The sequence below is a fragment of the Peribacillus sp. NPDC056705 genome, from assembly GCF_043656335.1.
The window spans coordinates 932-1,182 of the sequence record NZ_JBHTYI010000238.1 but is presented as its reverse complement, the minus strand read 5'-3'; the positions used below and the strand labels follow the sequence as shown (position 1 = coordinate 1,182).

The 251-nt window shown below is 56.6% G+C and carries 1 protein-coding gene; it reads left to right on the top strand.

Going from position 1 to position 251, the window contains the following annotated elements; genetic code table 11:
• Nucleotides 1-251 (top strand): hypothetical protein (locus ACFRAK_RS29300; RefSeq protein ID WP_394573237.1); only part of this gene is annotated, 251 nt, incomplete at both ends.

Genomic DNA, 251 nt, shown 5'->3' with positions numbered 1-251 from the left:
TGCTTACCCTGAACGGTAAACCTGGAAATCCAGGCGGGAATAACCCAGGCGGTGGGAACGACGGTAACGGGACTAACAACAATAGCAGCAGTAACAGCAATAGCAGCAGCAATGGTGCAGGCAGCCCGTCGGGTATCTCCGTCGGCGAAGATGGCGTGGCAACGATCAAGCCGGGAGTGAAGGTAGTCAACGGCCACGCCGTAGGTACCATTTCGAGCGCTACTCTGAACCAAGCGCTCAAGCAAGCCACT